Origin of the sequence: Saccharobesus litoralis, assembly GCF_003063625.1 — a bacterium.
GTDB classification, from domain to species: Bacteria; Pseudomonadota; Gammaproteobacteria; order Enterobacterales; family Alteromonadaceae; genus Saccharobesus; species Saccharobesus litoralis.
This window is the reverse complement of record NZ_CP026604.1, coordinates 5,528,394-5,545,161: the sequence shown is the minus strand read 5'-3', so window position 1 is coordinate 5,545,161 and position 16,768 is coordinate 5,528,394. Positions and strand designations below refer to the sequence as shown.

Sequence of the window (16,768 nt, the reverse complement as noted above, 5' to 3'; positions counted from 1 at the left end):
GTATCTACAAAACTTTGGGCTTGATTAGGTTATATAAAACCGGCACCAATAATAACGAAGCTAGTGGTGCTAAAATCATACCGCCTAGCATGGGTGCCGCTATGCGCTGCATCACTTCGTAACCGACTTCTTGGCCAATAAACATAGGGTACAAACTTAATAACAAGGTGGCGACAGTCATCACTTTAGGGCGGATACGCTGCAGAGCACCTTGCATAATGAGCGCCTTACTGTCTCCGCTATTAAGGCTTGAGTCGCTATTTAGTAGGGGGGAAGTATCTGGATTTTTTCTTGCTTGATTTAAGTACAGCAACATTACCAAAGCGAACTCGGCCGCGACACCCGCTAAGGCTATCATGCCAATGATAACCGCTAAACTGATGGCAAACTCCATCCAATAAATAAACCAAAGGCTGCCAGTTAACGCAAAAGGCAAAACACTTAACACAATCCAACTCTGTTTATGACTTTGCAACGCTAAGTACAGCAACATATAAATAAGTAAGAGCACGACAGGCACTATCCACAATAACTTTTGGGTAACCGCTTGTTGCTGCTGATAATCGCCTAACCAAGTCACAAAATAGCGTGCAGGTAAGTCTACTTGTTTAAGCAAAGGCGTAGCTTGTTGAATATAGTCTTGCGCGTTGTGCTGCGTACTAATAAACAAGGTGGCGGTTTTTAAGCCATTTTCGCTTTTAACTAAGCTTGCGCCCTGAGTAAAATTCAGTGAGGCGAGTGTATCTAATGTGACTTGCGCACCACTTGGTGTATCAATTAACAAACTAGCGATGGCTTCGGGCGTTTGTCGATAAGCTTTAGCCAAGCGTAATTTAATCGCAAAACGTTCTTCTGCTTTGAACATTTGCTCAAAAGTTTGCCCGCCTATGGCTTGGTTTATCCAAACATGTAGGTCACTCACTGTCATGCCGTATTCGCGTAACGCTTGTGGCTTTAGCTCGATATTAAGATAGTTGCCAGAACTGGGCTGCTCGGCGAACAGGTGTTGCTCAACGTCTAGTTTGGCTAATTGCGTGCGCACTTGTGTGGCTAGGGTTTGTAATTCAGCTTGGTCAAAGCCACTAATTTGCAGCGCCAATGGTGTTTTAACCCCAGTGGATAGCATATCAATTCGGGTTTTAATGGGTTGTACCCAAGCATTGGTTAAGCCTGGTATTTGCAAGCGAGAGTCTAAGTCGTTAATGATGTCTTGTTGGTTAAAGCCGGCTCGCCATTCAGATTTTGGCTTAAATTGAATGATGGTTTCTAACATAGTGACAGGGGCAGGATCGGTTACGGTTTGCGCGCGCCCGACTTTGCCTAATACGCTTTTCACTTCAGGCACACTTTTGATTAGCCTGTCAGTTTGTTGTAGCAGTTGCGAGGCTTTTTGTAGACTAATGCCGGGTTGCGTTGTCGGCATATACATTAAATCGCCTTCACGGATCTCTGGCATAAATTCTGACTGCAACTGCGAGAGCGGCCAGTAAGCAGAACCACAAATTAAGATGGCAATAACAATGCTAACTTTGGGCGAGTTTAAACTCATTTGTAAAATAGGCCGATACAGTCGACTTAAGCCAAGGCTTAATTTGTGTTGTTGTTCATCTAACACTTTACCGCGGATCCACCATCCCATTAACACAGGCACAAGCGTTATTGCTAATACGGCAGCGGCCGCCATGCTTAAAGTTTTGGTAAGAGCCAATGGCGTAAACAGCAGAGCCGCACGGCCATCTAAGGCAAATACCGGTAAAAAACTAATGGTCATGATCAACAAGCAAATAAATAAGGTGGGGCCGACTTCTCGACAAGCGTGGCCAATTAATTGCCAATGCTCATGAGGTTGTGCCAAGCGTTGATGCTGACGTTGAAACTGCAATAAGTGTTTATGTGCATTTTCTATCATCACAATAGCGGCATCCACTAACGCACCAATAGAAATGGCAATACCGCCCAAACTCATTAAGTTGGCGCTTACACCAAATTGTTGCATGACAATAAAAGCGCAAGCGACTGATAACGGAATACAAATAATCGCAATCAGGCTAGAGCCTAAATGACAAAGAAATACAATGATCACCGCGGCTACTAACAGCATTTCGAGCAGTAACTTGTGTTTTAAGTTATCGACGGCTTGATGTATGAGTTGTGAGCGGTCATAAACCTCAACAATTTCAACGCCAGTCGGTAACCCTTGTTTAATTTGCGCTAGCTTTTGTTTAACCGCCGTGATTGTCGTTAAGGCGTTTTCACCTTGGCGCATAACAATAATACCGCTCACCACTTCCCCATTGCCATTTAACTCGGTCACCCCGCGGCGAAAAGCAGGGCTCCAACGCACGTCGGCTACATCGGCGAGTTGGATAGCTTTATTTAAATTGGCTTTGATCGGCAGACGGCGGATCTGCTCTAGTGATGTTAGGGTTTGATTGCTCACTAACATGACTTCCTGTTCAGCCAATTCCAACATACCGCCGCCAGTGCTTTGGTTATGGCGCGTTACCGCAGATTTTATTTGACTTAAACTGACCTGATAAGCTGACATCGCTAGCGGATCTAGCACAATCTCCACTTGGCTTTGCATGCCTCCGGCCGTGGCGACTTCAGCTACACCCTGCACAGCTTGTAAATTAGGTTTGAGATACCAGTCTTGTAAGCGGGTTAATTCGGCTAGATCTTGAGTTTGGCTAGGATCAATTAACGCATACTGATAAACCCAGCCTACGCCACTGGCATCTGGGCCAATTCGTGTTTTAACTTGATTGGGTAATCTAGCTTGTGCTTGAGACAATTGCTCAAGTACACGGCTACGCGCCCAATAAATATCTGTACCTTGTTCAAAAATAACGTATAAAAAGGCTTCACCGAAATACGAATAAGCGCGCACGGTTTTTGCTTTCGCGACACTTTGTAACTCGCGGCTAAGAGGGTAAGTGACTTGTTCATCCAGTTGTTCGGGAGGTAAACCGGCAAATTCGGCATGGACTATGACTTGCGTGTCAGATAGATCGGGGATCGCGTCTATTTTAGTATTTTGTATAGCGACAATACCGGCAAGCGTTAGCAAAATACTCAGCATCAACACGATTTGGCGCTGCTTAATGGCACCATCAATAATTAAGTTCAACATAGTGTTTTTATGTCCGTGTTATTAATGATGCTGATGTCTTGCGTCATGCTCTACAGCTTGGTTGCTATTTAATTGGTTGATGCTTTGCTGTAACGACGCTTCTGAATCAAACAAGAACTGACCAGAAGTAACCACTAACTCACCAGCTTCTAAACCTTGGCTAATAGCTGCCCGTTCCTGCGTTAGAAGGCTAACCTTGACTGGTCGAATAACAAACTGTCCTGCTTTATTTTTTACCACGACGCGGTTAGTCGTATCGGCAAAACTGAGTAACGCGTGGCGATTAATATGCAGTTGTTCATTTACCCGTCCACCATACAGGGCCACTTTAACTTTTTGCCCCACTTTTAACGTGCTAGCTTGAATCGTTGAGCGAGCTATATGGGTTTGATTCGCGACATGGAGATCAGGATAAAAGTAATCAATACTGCCACTGACTAAGGTTTGTGCTTGACCAAAAGCGCTAACATCAAATTCAGTGCCTAAGGTAAACCAATCTCGACGAGATTGTGGAATGTTGATCGACAGCCAATATGAAGATTGATCAGCAATACTTAAAAGCTGTGTGGCAGGTTCAATATACATGCCATGAGCCAACATTGTTTTAATCACAATACCATCATGACTGGCATAAAATGGTACGTAAGTCAGTGTTTGCTTTTCTTTTATTACTTGGTTTATCACTCTAGGGCTAACACCCAATAGGGTTAAGCGTTGCTTGGCTTTGCTTAACAGGCGCTTATGTTCCGCTTGCTTAGGGTTATTGCCTGTTACATCAATGACATTGAGTAAATCATTTTGTGCAACTTGTAACTCGGGCGAATACACCGTGTATAACACTTGCCCAGCCTTAACTTGCATTTGGGCAGACGTGAGATCGGTTTGTTGGATCCAACCCGATACGCGAGAATGAAAATGGTGGGTGTTATCGCCGTTATAATTGACCTCTGCCGTTGTTGCAAAATAACGCCACAATGGCCCTATCTCGACCGGCTCTATTTTTATTGCCAAGCTTTGTTGTAATTCACCACTCAGCTCAATACCGAGTTCAGAGGTTGAAATTGTTGACTTACTAAGCTGTAAATCCATGCCGCAAATAGGACACACGCCAGGCTTGTCTTGCTTAATGTGTTGATGCATAGGGCACATGTAAATTGGCGTCGCTTGAGCTGTGTCGCTGGGTAAGGCCGCAGGTGCTGGCTGTAAATCTGATAATAAATGCTCATTTGCTGCCCAAGTTTGGTTAGAAAGCAATAAGCTTGTTAGCAACAAGAAGTTAGCTAACCAAGCATAAGTTTTAAATGCGTTAAACATGATAAATCTCTTAATTAATAATGTATGGCAACGCTAGCTCTCTCATCTATAGTCAAAGCGCTGACAATGAACCATAAGGCCTGAGCGAGAAGACTATATGCGATAAAAATAAAGCATGAGTAACTCGCGAATTAATTTTGATAAACAAATAATTAATTAGGAGATGGGGGGGCGTAATAAGGGCTGAATATTGACCACAATAGTCGTTTGATAATAATTTGGTTTGCCGTCTAAATTGATGGGTGCAGATAGCGGTTTTGCAACATAACTAAAGCCTAATGAAAATGTGCATTGCTCAGGGCATTGGCACAGATTACTTTCAGCTTGATTTTGTTGTTCGGCTTGTAGGTTAGGCAACTGGCTGACTTGTACTTCAACTTGCTGTTTTTTCTGAGATGGGCAGCAATCATGATTTGAGCTTTGTTTGTGCTCATTTTGCGGTGATTGCAGTGCAGACAGGTTCGTCATTTTAACGCACGAGTACGCTTTGGCGAGGGCGCCAAAGTTAGCCGTGATTAATAAAACAATTAAAATAACGCTGCGTATCATCTCACTTCCTTAAGTCTCGTTTTATATTATGAAATAAATCGCAAAAAAACGATAGTTAATCATTAAGATTACTTATAAGGTACAAAGACATTGTTGGTTAATACTAGCTTTTAGCAGCCGCTTTAACCTATTTTTTAAATATTGCGTTTATTCTTGCGCACATACCTGCAAAAATGACGCATTATGCTAGCGTTGAAAATCATAAAAACCGGAGATGAAAATGGCGAAGATTTTAATCGTTGATGACTCAACATCAATGCGCCAAATGACTGCATTTACCTTGAAAGGGGCGGGTCACACAGTTGTTGAAGCTAAAGATGGTCAGCAAGGCTTAGATGCGGTAAAAAATAACAGCGATATTAAATTGATAATAAGTGATATCAACATGCCTGTGATGGATGGTATTACTATGGTTAAACAAGTGCGGGATATAGCTGCTTTTAAATTTACGCCTATTTTACTCCTGACGACAGAAGCCGGAATGGATAAAAAGCAAGAAGGCCGTGCCGCAGGCGCTACAGGCTGGATTGTTAAGCCGTTTAGCCCAGACAAGCTAATTGCGACAGTGAATAAGGTTTTATAAAAACGGTTTGCTTAGTTGGGGGGCGGGATTCTCCCCATTCACGTTACCTTATAGGCTTGGCTTGCAGGCTTGTGGGCGAGACTTTAGACTTGCTCTTTTGAGTTATGCTTGCAGGTTCTACAAGCATAAATGCTCGTCTACAATTGCAGGTTCACAAGCAGAAATGCTCGTCAACATCCCACCTCTGTAAAACTTCGCACAGATTATAAATTAGGCAACCATAACCTGTGCTTGGGGTGATTCAATTGCACTGATTGGACTTGGCATTTGCATTAGCCTAAGTTGTTGGGCTTCTACTAGTTCTAATAATAACTGCTTATTTTTTTCTGTAAATTCATCATTCAATTCGGCATTTTGAATTTGTCCGATCAACTGAATTAAGGTTTGTGGGTTTTGCTCATTGTTTGAAATTAATAACGCCAAGTTAGCCAGTAAAATACAAGCTTGTTCTGTATTGTCCATTACATCCTGTAAAATTCGCGAGGTTTGATTAACGTCTTGGTTTTTCGCTAGGTAAGTACTTTCATATGCGAAATTGTAACCTATGTTCGACAAGCCAATGCGTTTAGCAACTTCACACAGTTGCGCCGCGTCACCGCCGTTATTGAGAAACACGCGCGTATTGATTAGTGCGTGATACTTTAAATAGCGGTCCGCGCCATAATAGAAATTGCCAAGTTCAGGGTATAACTCGGCTAATAAATGTAGTTGCTCGTAAGCTTTGATGAAGTGAGTGATAACGTTAATCATCATCGTCCTCGTGATATCCATTCTTAACGGCTTAATTATAGTTTTATATACGGGGTTTTAGATGTGAGACATTGTCCTAATTGTATTACGCTATCCGCTTAATACATGTAGGTATAGTCTTCTTGCTCGAGTTTTATGATTAATATCGTTAATGACATAGAGTTAACCCAGAATAAGATTTTTGCTATAGGTTTGGCTTCGAAGTTGAGTAATTGGCTCGGAAAGCGCTAGTACTGTTTCAATAAAAAATGATCTGTTGAATCTTTTGTAGGTCGAAGCTGCTGCTTCGTCAAAAGCTTTAAATACGACGCAAGCGTCGAACCTACAAAAATAGCTAGCATTGTTTCAACTAATCAAAATTAAATTGAAAAAGTACGAGAGTTCGTTCGACTCATTCATAGGCTTGATTTAGCTGACTTTCCTTATCTGGCTGAAATTTAAGCGCTGTTATGTAAATTACCTCTAATTACTGTTAAAATTATGTAATAAAAATCTATCGTAAAACGCAATATTTAAGTGAGCGGTTGCAACAAAGGTGCATAAAAAATGGCGACTTGCCGCTAACATTCAATCACTTGTTTTGAAAAAATAACTCTTTATATTCAGGGGTTTAGGGGGTTTTTTAAAATATTTGTGAACTGACCAATATTTCGATATTTCTCTGTGATTTTGCGGTACTATCAATCCTTTATTTTTGTTTAATTTCAGTAATATAATCATTCTCAAGTTAAAGATTGTGACAATCTTTATTTGTAATGCGTCGTAATTCGGCAACCCCCTTTCCTGTAGATAAGAAATATAATGAAAAAACTCGATAACGTTTTACTGTGCTTCTGTGCGCATTTATGTCTAGTTTCGCATTCAGTTTCTGCTAATGAAAATTGGCAAGATATTGAAGTTATTTCAATTACAGCGTTAAAAAAGGCAACGCCATTACAGCAAATTGCCAAAGATATTGAGCTAATATCGGCCGATGATATCGACTCATTGCATATAACAGGTTTTGCTGACGCCATATCATTAATGCCTAGCGCATCTTACTCTCCAGGTTTTGGTCCAGGGCAGCAAAGTATTGCTATTCGTGGGGTTAGCTTGCCGTCTAGCCGTTTTCAAAAGCCGTTAACTTCGGTCTTTCTTAGTAAAACCTCAATCGCGCAAACCGGTATGACGCCAGATTTGTTACCTATCGACATGCAAAGTATAGAGCTAGTTAAGGGGCCGCAATCTTTATTACACGGTGAATCGGCTATGGGGGGCATGATTGCTTATATCCCTAATAAGCCGACGTTTGATAATTCCTTGACTTCATCGCTTGGTATGTCGCAGGTGCAAGGTGGTGGTGCGGGTTACCACTTATCTTCAACGGTTAATTTGGCTAACAGTCAAGAATCCGCTTACCGCCTGTCAGTATTTAAAGATAAAGTCGGTGGATGGATCGATAATCTGGGGTACGTTAACACCACAACTTACGAGAAAATGGCTCACTTAGGTGTCGAGCCAGAAAAAAATATCAACTATCTTGATACCACAGGTCTGCGTTTATCAGCGTTATATGATTTTGATGCCACTGAAGTTAATTTGTTAATTCACCACCAATACCAAAAAACCGGTGGCTTAAGTAATTGGAACCCTAACTTAAATCATTTTGGTCGTCATAAGGCGGCGGCTCGTTTCAGAGAGCACTTTTCTGATGACTTCACCTTAGCTGAGTTATTGGTAAGTCATCAAATAGCGGACTTGACCCTGTCGTTAAATAGCTCAGTGGTGGATCGCCAATATAAAAGAATTGAAGATCTTAGTCGTGTTTCACAAGGTTTGGATTACTGGGTAGGCGATTTCAACTCAAATTATAATGCCGAGCTTGATGCACAATTAAATCATGGCCAACCTGCTAACTCGATCCGTAACCGTCCTATTCATTTTCGTAAATACAATTTAGAGTTATTGTCTGAATATCAGAACAAACATTGGCTGCTGACCTTTGGTGGCCAATACGCCAAAGAGCATAACAACTGGCAGCAGCAAGAAATTTACCAAGGGATCGAAACCGCTTACTCCAGTTATATCCCGTTTTATTGGCATGAGGATTATCAAGCCGCAGCACAATCTGACCCTAATACGTTTGGTGTTATAGGTCACGACACTTGGTTTTTTTCAGATCGTCAGGAAAATATCGAACAAAAAAGCCTGTTTGCTAATGTAGACCTAACCTTAGCTGACCATTGGCGTTTTTCTATTGGGCAACGCTTGGTGCGTTTAGCTATAGAAAATGATTATGTGCAAGGCGGCTACTTTGGCGATGTGTCTGCCTCTGCCGCTTTTGCGCAACATGCCCAACAGCAGATCACAACCCAAGAATATGCTCAGCAAGTTCAGCAACAGGTTGCCAATAATTATGCTTCAAACTGGTTGTTTTCTAGCCAAGATGAGCGCAACTTGTTGTCTGCAAGTATAAATTACGCAAAATTTGGCCTACAAACCTATCTTTCTTATTCACAGGGGTTTAGACCCGGTGGAATAAATCGTATATTAGTTAAAGCTGACGGTACGCAGCCCTTAACTGAATTTAAGTCGGATGAACTCGCGTCAACTGAACTCGGGGTTAAATACGCTCAACAAGACTGGTCGGTTAAAGCAGCTGTATATAAACAAGACTGGTCGGATATCCAACTGGGTTTGTTAGATAGCCAAACTTCGTTAAGCTATACAGCTAACGGTGGGCAAGCCGAGATTAAAGGGCTAGATATTGAAGCTAAGTTGTCGCTGGGAGAGCATGTTGAATTACACTTGGCCACCACTTATCTTGACCATGCAATATCAGCCTTAAATGATACAGCGTTACCTGAATTACAAGTCGGTAATCCGTTAATTGGTATTGCTGATAATAAGCATTTTGCCGCGGTTAAATGGTTTTTTACTTCAGAACTTGGTGCGCACAGCTTAATGTTAAATGCGCAGTATACGGGCGATCGATTAAATGGGTATTTTAATGCGGGTGACCCTAATACACCTGAAGCGGATATAGAAGCCGTTAACATTGATAGCTTTAGTGTTGCCAATTTGTCTTTGGTCACAGAGCTAGATAAGTTAACCCTGAGTTTCTATCTTGATAATATATTTAATGAAGGAGCGATATTGGCGCAGGAATTGTCACGTAAAAGTTTTAGTGCAGCACGAGGTGATGAAGGACGTATTATTTCACTGCAACCTAGAACTTTTGGGTTTAATGTAAAATACCAGTTCTGACCAGTTAAGTTGTTCAGAACGAGCACCTTTTCCAAACAAGTACTTAGTTGATTTTTTGTAGTTTGCTCTTTAGGCCAATATTCAGCCAAAACTATGAGTTTAAGCTTATATCCAGCTTCAGCTAAATACAATTCAAGGGAAGGGGATAAGGGTCTTAGTATTCCGACACAAAAGTGATGACATGTTGAGCTCGTTTTTATTAGCAATTTAGTAAATGCTAATGAATACAACCGTTCAACACTTTTGAGTTAAGGTACTAAGTCAGTTTTACGTTGTATTACTCTCAATAACAATATTTGAGTTACACTCAAAAGACTTAGCGATGCGCTACCAGATTAACCACCTCATTTATGATCCACAACGACAACAAATCGTTGATGGTGACCAACAAATATCATTGCGTACAACTGCCAGTGATGTCTTACTTTTTTTAATTACCAGTCAATTACACCAACAACAAGACTATGTGCAGACTTATGACATAGGCCAAGCAGTTTGGGGCCGGCATGTAAGTGAACAAAGTATTTATCAGCAAATTAACTACCTGAGAGGTATTTTAGGTGCCGATATTTTGGTTAACGAGCCACGTAAAGGCTATACCATTAAAGCCAATATAGTTGAATTAGCTGAAGATGCTGAACCGCAAATACCAAGTAAGCGTTTGTCGTTAGCCCATATTGGTATTGCTATTTCGCTAGTGATTTTTGTCGGGTATTTCATTGCCTCTCTCTTTACAACCAATGAGCTAGATGTGGTTTTGTCTGAACCGACGCCAGTCAGTTCAATGAAAGGACAAGCTTTGCATTCTGCCGCTAACGATAGGTATTTAGTTTATACCCACCGTAAGCACGGTGATATTGGTTTTTCCCTATATTTGCAAGACTTGAACGACATGTCAAAAGTTCAGCTGTTAGGTCAGTCGACGGATACAACGTCGTACTATTTCCCATATATTGTTGATAATAATGTTTATTATATTAAGACAGAAACGGATGGACGTTGTCAGATATTTGCTAATGAATTGCCTAGTTTAGATCTAGCTGTAGCCAAATTTATTACAGATTGTGGGCCAGGGGTAATGGTAGGTGGATTTGCGGTGACAAAAGATCATAAAACGCTCTATTTTACTAAGCGAGAAAATACCTCCCAGCCATTTAATATATATGCAAAGGCTCTAACGACAGGTAGCGAGCGGCGCATTACTTTATTAAACAATGGCAATGTTGGTGATTATGATCTTGCTCTTTCAAATGATGGGGCACACTTGGCTTACTTTCGATACGTATCAGGCCAAACACAAATTCGTTTGCAAAAAACTAAAACTCAAGAGTCACAGGTTTTACATACTTTAGATGGATATAGCAATGGTTTAACTTGGCTTGACGGTAATTTGATTTTTGAAAGTAATGGCGATTTACTTTTATTTGATATGGATAATGAGCAAATCCATGAATTACCTCTCCAACGTGATTTGTACGCTGATTTAATCAACCCTTATGTGTTTAATGGGCAGCTTTATTATACTTCGGGCCAGTTCCAAGTACATGATGCGGTGTCAACTAAAGATAAAGGCGCTACATACCAAGATCGTATCGCGACTTTAGCCAATGACCAAACCTATCGCTGTTCTAGTTCGTCTTGCTTTTTTGTCAGTGATCGCTTTGGTATTAATCAAATATTTGAAGATGTCAGTAAAGATGTATCGCGCCAAGTTAGCTATTTAACTGCTAACTATAAAATTGACGATATTTTATTATCTGAGGATAACCAAGTCTTTGTCTTGGCTAGTAATACCTTGTATCAATTAAACTTTGATACTGGCTTACTTACCCCTTTGTTAACCGACAATATCGTGACCGGTGCCACCGATGTTTGCCACCAACAAATTTTTGTCACACTTGAAGAATACGACATCAATAATCTTTATCGCCTAGATTTAACTAACTCAGCAATGCAGTTGGTTACTGAAAATGTTCGAGATCCTATCGCTGACTGTTATGCGAAAACAGCCGATGTTTATTATTTGCGTAATAATAGTGATGATTTATTTTCATTTGATCTTGAGTCAAAAACGGAAAAAACAGAGATTAGTAACTTTAATGTACGTGGCCACCTACAGTACGATGTATTTAAAAACAAAATATTGCGTTTGCAAGGATTTAATCAAGTTACCGAATTTAGTAACGGGGTGACCGCTAGTCATGATGTGAAAATAACTGTATTTTCAATACGTTATGATAAGGACTTGAAATGGGTATTGGGCTACAGTTATAGCGGTGATATGAAACTAAATCGAGTTAATATTAGGCGTTATTAGGTTTTATTAGGTGTAAATTTTCTTTTTCTGCGTTTTTATAGCCTCGAAATTTACTTAAGCATCAAGGTATAAAAAAATGCAGATCTCAAACAACATTACTCCATTCACTAAAAATTCAACTATTAATGCGGTCGCTATTGTTTCATTAATTGCGGCCGTATCATTCGCGTTAATAAAAAGTAATTCACAGTTAGGTTCGTTATTTACGACTAGCAGTAAAACAGAAACAACTGTTGAAAAAAGAACTCTTATAAATACACACGCCAATATGTGTCACTTGCCTATTTGCGGTGGTCGCTTACAAGACGATAGCTTTAATCCAAATGCTAAATCACCATTAATCGAACCACGCACTGAGGACTCTTAAGATGTTAATGACGACAGCCCGAGAGCTTTATTATTTAATCATTGAGTCGGTACGCGTGGTTGAAGCTGCTGATGAACTAGAGTCTATCGAAAGCTTGGTTGTAGATTTTATGACCAGCGTACAAAATAAAGAACAAGGTTCGTTGGCTCGCTGTGAAATTGTTATTCAGTCGGATGAAGGCATGGTGATCGACTCGCTTAGCGTTGGTCAATTAGATGCTGATACTGCAGTTAGCAGTGATGTCAAAGTTGAATACGGCATTGTTAAATTTGTTTTTGAATTTACCGGCGCTACCGAATTCGATGAAGAAATACAGGCCGTATTGCAAGATTGGTTAAATGGCGAGGCATTTTACCCGCCAACAGCTGATTTAGAGCGTGCATACAAGATACTTAAGCATATTAACCAGCCAGGTTTTGTTTGCGACCGTCTTGGTGGTGTGTACTACGAAGCTGATTTAGAAGATTGGTTAACCCAAGCCGATTTTGTCGCCTTTGGTCAGCATTTTCCAAGCTTGAGCTGTGACAGCTTTGAATCATTAGAAATTAATCAAATAGTTAAAGGCAAAGCATTAAAGGTAGGTAGTTTGTATATCGTTAGTGACTTATCAGATATTAAGCCACTTGAGACTACAACTGCCGACGTTGTGCAAACGTCAGCGTTTTAATGTTCGTACGAGAGTGGCTTTGTACTCTTTCTACAAAGTCACTTCCTCTTGGATTGCCAGTACGACATTAAATTGCGTAGTCAGTACTCAGGACTTAGTTTTATGGCCTAAATGTAACTTTTACGCAAAGAGTTAGCAGAGAGTTAATTATGCAAATGACAGTTACCCAAGCGGTTTTTGCTGTGTCTGTTGCTATTCATCAAGGCATAGATGACACCTATGAATTTTTTCATGAAGATGTTGCAGCAGCCTTTGCGGTATGTGAGCAAAAACTAGCTTGGCGTTCGCTCGAAGTTCATATCAAAGAAGATGGCAACACAGTTTTTGATGCCAAAATCACTAGTAGCACGGCATTTTGGGGGACGGCTAAAACCTATGAAATTAATTGTGGTGGCTTAGTTGTTATATTAACTGCAGCAGACCCCGTTAATGCTATGATGTTGCAAGCTTATGAGTTATTTAAATATTACGTAACTAATTTTAGCAATCTTCAGCAAAAGTCGGTGCCACAAGTTGTAAAGCGTATCTTGAATCAGCAAGAAAATAGTATTTGTATTGATAAACTTGGCAGTATTTATTGTGTAAATGATTTAGCTAAACAGAAAAGCGAGTTGTCGGGCCAAGCTGTTTTAGAAGCGAATAACTTATCGATACAGCTAGATATGCTGCACAAAATTAACCGTAAAATATTCAAACCTTGTAGTTTTCCATTACCACAAGCCAATTTATTTGCCCGTATTGAACCTTTGCAAGAACAAGGTTGGTATGTGGTGGAAATTGTCGACACTAACACCGCACGCCACGCCAGTTAACCTTTGCAAGACGAGCATTTATGCTTGTAGAGCCTGCAAACTTAACCCAAAAGAGCAAGGCTACCAAAAGTAGGGGCTTGGAAGCCAAGTCTCGCCCACAAGCCTGCAAACCTGACCTTTGTAGACGAGCATTTATGCTTGTAGAGCCTGCAAGCCTAACCCAAAAGAGCAAGACTAAAGTCTCGCCCACAAGCCTGCAAACCTGACCTTTGTAGACGAGCATTTATGCTTGTAGAGCCTGCAAGCCTAACCCAAAAGAGCAAGATTGAAGTCTCGCCCACAAGCCTGCAAACCTGACCTTTGTAGACGAGCATTTATGCTTGTAGAGCCAGCAAACCAAGCTTACAAACCTAACCCAAAAGAGCAAGACTAAAGTCTCGCCTACGAGTTAAGCTTTAATTAATGCCTCTAATTGCTGTTGATCTAACTCATCTGGCAATACTTTTAAATAGGCTTGTTGTTCTTCAACAAATACTACCGCTTCTTCAATACCGGGTAATTTAACTAACTGATCGGCTAAGGTTTCGGCTGAATGGTGATCGACCACATTGACTTTGACTGTACGTGGTTTGGTGCGTTTAGGTAGGCTAAGTTTGGTGCTGAGCAACAACCAAGGTAAGGCAAGTGCTGCTATCGCGACTAATGCGACAAATTCGCTGGTGTTTTGTAGTAACCAACCACCTAAAACCCCACCAAAAAATGCCCCTGCAAATTGGCAAGTAGAGAAAATACCCATTGCCGAACCTTTTTGTCCTGCTGGTGCTATGCGGCTGACCCATGCAGGTAAATTTGCTTCAAGGTAGTTAAACGCCGCAAAAAACGTGATTAACGCTACGATCAATACCGAGGTTTGTTGTTGAACCCAGCCAACAACCAACATGGACAGCGCCAATACACTGATGGATATTTTAAACACGGCGGCTTCTTTGTGCTTTTTCATGGCCCAAATGAGTAATGGCACCATGACGACAAAGGAACATAATAAGGCAGGTAGATAAAGCATCCAGTGTTTTTCGGAGCTCATACCGGAAGCCACTAATAACCCAGGAATTATAACGAACAAAGTCGTTAATTGAAGATGTAAAAAGAACACGCCAATATTTAGGCTGCGTAACTGACTATTTTTAATTAATTGACCTAACTGGGCTGGTACAGCAATCGCATCGCGCTGGGCACCTCGGTTAACCGTATTCGGTAGGGCGAAAAGCACAATGAGTATACCGACCCCAGCTAAAATAGCCGTAAGCCAAAAAATACCGTGAATGCCTGCGTTCGCTGCAACTAATGGGCCGAGTACCATGGCCACCGCAAAAGATAAACCAATGCACATGCCGATAACTGCCATCACTTTCGGGCGTTGCTCTTCTCTAGTGACATCAGCGGCTAACGCGAGAACGGCTGCCGCAATAGCGCCCATACCTTGTAAAAAGCGGCCAAGCGCAACGCCAATAACATGATCGGAATTGGCGGCGACCAGTGAACCAATCGCAAATAAAACTAAGCCGATTAAGATTATGGGTTTGCGACCAAATTTATCGGAAAGCAAGCCCATGGGAATTTGTAATAGGGCTTGGGTAAGGCCATAGGCACCAATGATAATCCCGACCCACAATGGCGAGAAGCCTTGCAAGTCTTGACCGTAAACCGCCATAACAGGCATCAGCATGAATAACCCTAACATACGTAAACCAAATACACTGGCACAGGCTGAGGCTATCTTTTTTTCGTAACGGGTAAGCTGATTGGACATAGATCTACTAATTTTTGGCGAATTTATGATTGCTGGGTTTGATAAGCGCGCGATTGTAGCAGATTGTTTGCCTGATGGCAGTAGCAGAAATTAGGGATTATGCGAGATTAATCGGCTTGGCTTTGCCTTTGTATTAACCAGTCGATGGCGCTTTGCCGGTCAGTAAAAAATTGAGTGTCCCAACTTTTTGTTCTTGGGAAGTTTGCTAAGTTTTTGGCGGTAATCTCGGTTGCGTGATTGTAAGTAACAATCGCCAAGGACTTAATTTGTTCACTTGTCCCTATGGTTAGCTGCGCATCAAACGTATAAGTGTAGGTATTTTTTTTATTAACTAATACTGAGCAAGGAGAAGTGAAGTGTTGTTTTAGGCATTGGTGGTATTCGTGCACCATATCAAGGTCGATCTCGATACCTTCGTCGGCGATCACTTCGGCAATATCATGGGTTAGCGCATTTAACGTACCGAGCGAAATTTTGTAACTTGCAAGTATGCTGTTCATATCCGTAATGTCGTTTATTTGCCAATTGGGTGATTTGCAATGACTTATCGGCGTCAATGCTGATAGCTGACGACAGTATAACGGAATGTAATTATGTTTACATTATTCGACTTTTAGCGTTGTATAAAATTGAATATCGTCATCGCGTTGGATCACTATAGGCACTAAGTCACCAGGTTGACGTTTTAGCCGTTGTTTGGCGTCTGATGTTAGGCACCCAGGTACTTGGCAGTCATCAATTGCAACAATTTTATCACCGACTTGTAAACCAGCTTTGGCTGCTGGCGAATCTGATTCGACAAAAGACACTTCGGCTGTTTCAAGCACGGAACTAAAAAATCCGCTAACGCCGACATCTAAATTTAACCCGAGGTTGGCTTTCTCTTCCTCGCTGTAGCTGTTACCAGCAAACGATAAGCTTAAGGCGATTAATCCTGTTTGCATTTTCATATTACACCCAATGTTGATCTTGTCTCCGTGCTTATTAGACGGTGCTTAAGGCAAAAGTTCAATAATTTGTTAAATAAATGTTTAAAAAAGTACATAAATAGTGATTTTTATAGCCTTAGGTACTAAAGATCGTAAATAGTTCCGTTGAATAGTATAAAAGTTTTTAAATTGTTGATCCCGATCATTTATGTAAAGTTGAGCTATATGCCTAAAAGTTACGCAAATACGTGACTTTTTACTCGTTGCCGTTTACGAATTGTTTTGTCTGAATGTCTTGATGGGTTTTACTGACTTTAATCGTCGTTTTTGCCAAAATATCAGTCATTTGAT

At 41.0% G+C, this 16,768-nt stretch carries 13 protein-coding genes; 6 read left to right on the top strand and 7 right to left on the bottom strand.

Going from position 1 to position 16,768, the window contains the following annotated elements:
• Positions 1-4: 4 nt before the first annotated feature.
• From C2869_RS21250 to C2869_RS21240, 3 genes are all read right to left on the bottom strand, one after another.
• Positions 5-3,133, bottom strand: coding sequence for an efflux RND transporter permease subunit (locus C2869_RS21250; RefSeq protein WP_108604820.1), 3,129 nt, complete (start codon positions 3,131-3,133; stop codon positions 5-7).
• A 21-nt stretch (positions 3,134-3,154) separates the two neighbouring features.
• Positions 3,155-4,447, bottom strand: a complete 1,293-nt coding sequence (locus tag C2869_RS21245) for an efflux RND transporter periplasmic adaptor subunit (protein WP_108604819.1) — start codon at positions 4,445-4,447, stop codon at positions 3,155-3,157.
• A 156-nt stretch (positions 4,448-4,603) separates the two neighbouring features.
• On the bottom strand, positions 4,604-4,996 hold the full coding sequence (locus tag C2869_RS21240) for a hypothetical protein (protein WP_108604818.1): 393 nt from the start codon (positions 4,994-4,996) through the stop codon (positions 4,604-4,606).
• A gap of 220 nt (positions 4,997-5,216) precedes the next feature.
• Between C2869_RS21240 and C2869_RS21235 the strand changes: the two genes are divergently transcribed.
• Positions 5,217-5,579: a response regulator gene (locus C2869_RS21235; RefSeq protein ID WP_108604817.1), complete on the top strand. Its 363-nt coding sequence runs from the start codon at positions 5,217-5,219 to the stop codon at positions 5,577-5,579.
• A gap of 210 nt (positions 5,580-5,789) precedes the next feature.
• Here the strand turns inward: C2869_RS21235 and C2869_RS21230 are convergent, their stop codons facing one another.
• Positions 5,790-6,332, bottom strand: coding sequence for a hypothetical protein (locus C2869_RS21230; RefSeq protein WP_108604816.1), 543 nt, complete (start codon positions 6,330-6,332; stop codon positions 5,790-5,792).
• Positions 6,333-7,130: 798 nt separating this feature from the next.
• Between C2869_RS21230 and C2869_RS21220 the strand changes: the two genes are divergently transcribed.
• The 5 genes from C2869_RS21220 to C2869_RS21200 all read left to right on the top strand — a co-directional run bounded on the left by C2869_RS21220 (position 7,131) and on the right by C2869_RS21200 (position 13,738).
• Positions 7,131-9,575, top strand: a complete 2,445-nt coding sequence (locus C2869_RS21220; RefSeq protein ID WP_108604814.1) for a TonB-dependent receptor — start codon at positions 7,131-7,133, stop codon at positions 9,573-9,575.
• Positions 9,576-9,897: 322 nt separating this feature from the next.
• On the top strand, positions 9,898-11,892 hold the full coding sequence (locus C2869_RS21215) for a hypothetical protein (RefSeq protein ID WP_108604813.1): 1,995 nt from the start codon (positions 9,898-9,900) through the stop codon (positions 11,890-11,892).
• A 76-nt stretch (positions 11,893-11,968) separates the two neighbouring features.
• Positions 11,969-12,259: a hypothetical protein gene (locus tag C2869_RS21210; RefSeq protein ID WP_108604812.1), complete on the top strand. Its 291-nt coding sequence runs from the start codon at positions 11,969-11,971 to the stop codon at positions 12,257-12,259.
• Between the two features lies 1 nt (position 12,260).
• A complete protein-coding gene (locus C2869_RS21205; RefSeq protein WP_108604811.1) occupies positions 12,261-12,926 on the top strand; it encodes a hypothetical protein in 666 nt (221 codons plus the stop codon).
• Positions 12,927-13,075: 149 nt separating this feature from the next.
• Entirely contained in the window at positions 13,076-13,738 is a 663-nt protein-coding gene (locus C2869_RS21200) for a hypothetical protein (RefSeq protein ID WP_108604810.1), read from the top strand.
• Between the two features lie 388 nt (positions 13,739-14,126).
• Here the strand turns inward: C2869_RS21200 and C2869_RS21195 are convergent, their stop codons facing one another.
• The 3 genes from C2869_RS21195 to C2869_RS21185 all read right to left on the bottom strand — a co-directional run bounded on the left by C2869_RS21195 (position 14,127) and on the right by C2869_RS21185 (position 16,438).
• Complete coding sequence (locus C2869_RS21195; RefSeq protein ID WP_108604809.1) at positions 14,127-15,488, bottom strand: MFS transporter; 1,362 nt, start codon at positions 15,486-15,488, stop codon at positions 14,127-14,129.
• A gap of 107 nt (positions 15,489-15,595) precedes the next feature.
• Positions 15,596-15,988: a hypothetical protein gene (locus C2869_RS21190; protein WP_108604808.1), complete on the bottom strand. Its 393-nt coding sequence runs from the start codon at positions 15,986-15,988 to the stop codon at positions 15,596-15,598.
• Positions 15,989-16,090: 102 nt separating this feature from the next.
• Positions 16,091-16,438: a PDZ domain-containing protein gene (locus tag C2869_RS21185; protein WP_108604807.1), complete on the bottom strand. Its 348-nt coding sequence runs from the start codon at positions 16,436-16,438 to the stop codon at positions 16,091-16,093.
• Positions 16,439-16,768 lie beyond the last annotated feature (330 nt).